The organism is Vibrio sp. SG41-7, from assembly GCF_014164465.1.
In the GTDB taxonomy this organism is placed as follows: Bacteria; Pseudomonadota; Gammaproteobacteria; order Enterobacterales; family Vibrionaceae; genus Vibrio; species Vibrio splendidus.
The window spans coordinates 1-2,151 of record NZ_JACJFF010000257.1 but is presented as its reverse complement, the minus strand read 5'-3'; the positions used below and the strand labels follow the sequence as shown (position 1 = coordinate 2,151).

The window sequence follows — 2,151 nt, the reverse complement described above, 5'->3', positions numbered from 1 at the left end:
TCAATGATAATCATGTGCGAATTTCTCATGTTTTTTTACTTCATGATCAGATCGTGATTATCTAAAAAAGTTCCCTGTAAAATAAATCCTTTATTTTCAATGAATAAAGTTCGATCCCGCCCTTACCTATGTACAGAGTTGTAAAGTATCATAGCTAAAGCTGACCGACTAAAGTCGGTGGTTTTAACCTTTTAGGAGACTAATAAAAATAATTTAAAGCACATACTCCTGGTAGGTGACAACGGTATTAACAACCAGTTTATTCAACGAGAAATAGGAAAATATAGTGATTTTTCTTTTAGCAGAGAATGTATTTTAAGCATTGAGCGCTCTCGTCATCATAAAGCGTTCGATGTCGTTCTCATTAGCTACTTACTCTTGGAAAATATCGAAGATATCAACATCATCTTATCAAAAATAGAGTCCAGTAAATGGGTAGTCTATGACGTTCCCGCAGACATTACCGGACAGAGTATTACCGTAATGCAACTATTCAACCTATTTAATATAAAGGGGATGATTTATCAAGATGCTCCTATTGAACACCTTACACGTTGTTTAAAAACAGTATGTGATGACGATCTATGGCTCCCTAGGAAGTTGATGTCACATATTTTATCCAATGCGTGCTCTTATACTTTCAAGTCTCAGGTAATACTGTCTAACCTGACGAAAAGAGAGGCTCAGATATTTAAACGAGTTGTCAGAGGAGATTCAAATCTAGAGATATCAAGCGAACTATTTATTTCAGAAAGTACGGTAAAAACGCACGTATACAACATATACAAAAAAATAAATGTCACTAATAGAAAAGAAGCGATAAGAAAAGCACATTTTATCAATAGTTTAGAGACTATTATACAACCAGACATATAGTTGAAATTATGAACATAAATGACGTTGTTGCCTAAATCAGTTGAACCTTTACCAAGATCTGCGATCTGATCCTTTGTGATGATTAGAACGGTGGTTACATGGGCAAAGCGAAAAAGAAGATTACTAACTGGGCAGAGTACAATAAGGCTCTATGTAAACGTGGTTCGGTTACGTTTTGAATAGATGACTCAGCCATAGATGCATGGAAATGCAAAACCCATCATGGCAAGCGTGGTAGAGGCTTTCAGTACTCTGATACAGCGATTGAAACCGCCTTGATGATTAAGGGAATATTCTCTCTACCATTGCGTGCTCTTCAAGGTTTTATCGACTCAATCTTTGAGCTATTAGATGTTCCACTGACGTCCCCTGACTACACTTGTATCAGCAAGCGCTCGAAGACAGTTCAGGTCAAATATCGCAATAAATCCAGAGGAGCTATTCACCATATAGCCATTGACTCGACCGGCCTTAAAGTCTTTGGCAAGGGTGAATGGAAAGTGAAAAAGCATGGTGCAGAAAAACGTAGAACATGGCGCAAACTGCACTTAGCTGTTGATGTAGATACTCATGAGGCTATTGGGGCAGAAGTTAGTCTTGTAAGCGTTGGCGATAGCGAAGTGCTACCAACATTACTCAACCCCTTGCGTAGAATGATCCAGACTGTATCTGCTGATGGAACATATGACACTAAAAACTGCTATGAGACTCTGAAAAATAAGGGTTGTACTCCGCTGATACCGCCTAGAAAGAATGCGGCGCTTTGGGAGGATGGGCCTCCCAGAAACGAAGCTGTAGAGGTTCTAAAAAATGGAACAATAGCGGAGTGGAAATCTGAGTCTGGTTACCACTATCGTTCAATATCGGAGACCGCAATGTCTCGATATAAAGGGCTAACCAACGGTAAATTGAGCTTGAGATGTTACAACGCTCAAGTGGGTGAAATCATGGCGAATGTCAAAGCTATAAACAAAGTCATAGGACTAGGTATGCCTGTTAGAAGCTAGCCCTAGCGGCTAGTCATATATGGCATCGTTGATCTTCGAGCCTATTTGATCAACTACGCCAACATAAATACAAAAATGCAGATTGCAGTTCTTTTTCAAACTGACGTATTAGAATTTAAGCCCTTGAAAGGTGACCTGATATTGGCTTTGTTGCGTAATTCAATGGAACTAAATCAAGAACCTACGATCTGATCAGCTACCTCCACTCTCTCTCGTAGTCCTATGCCTAAGCCTCGTTACAAAACAACCAACTGGAAGCAATACAACC

General features: G+C 39.3%; 1 protein-coding gene and 1 pseudogene. Both read left to right on the top strand.

Annotation, left to right across the window (positions count from 1 at the left end):
• Positions 1-222: 222 nt before the first annotated feature.
• Positions 223-876, top strand: a complete 654-nt coding sequence (locus H5300_RS26410; protein ID WP_182797330.1) for a response regulator transcription factor — start codon at positions 223-225, stop codon at positions 874-876.
• A 98-nt stretch (positions 877-974) separates the two neighbouring features.
• Positions 975-1,883 (top strand): annotated as a pseudogene (locus H5300_RS26405) (IS5 family transposase).
• Positions 1,884-2,151: the final 268 nt, after the last annotated feature.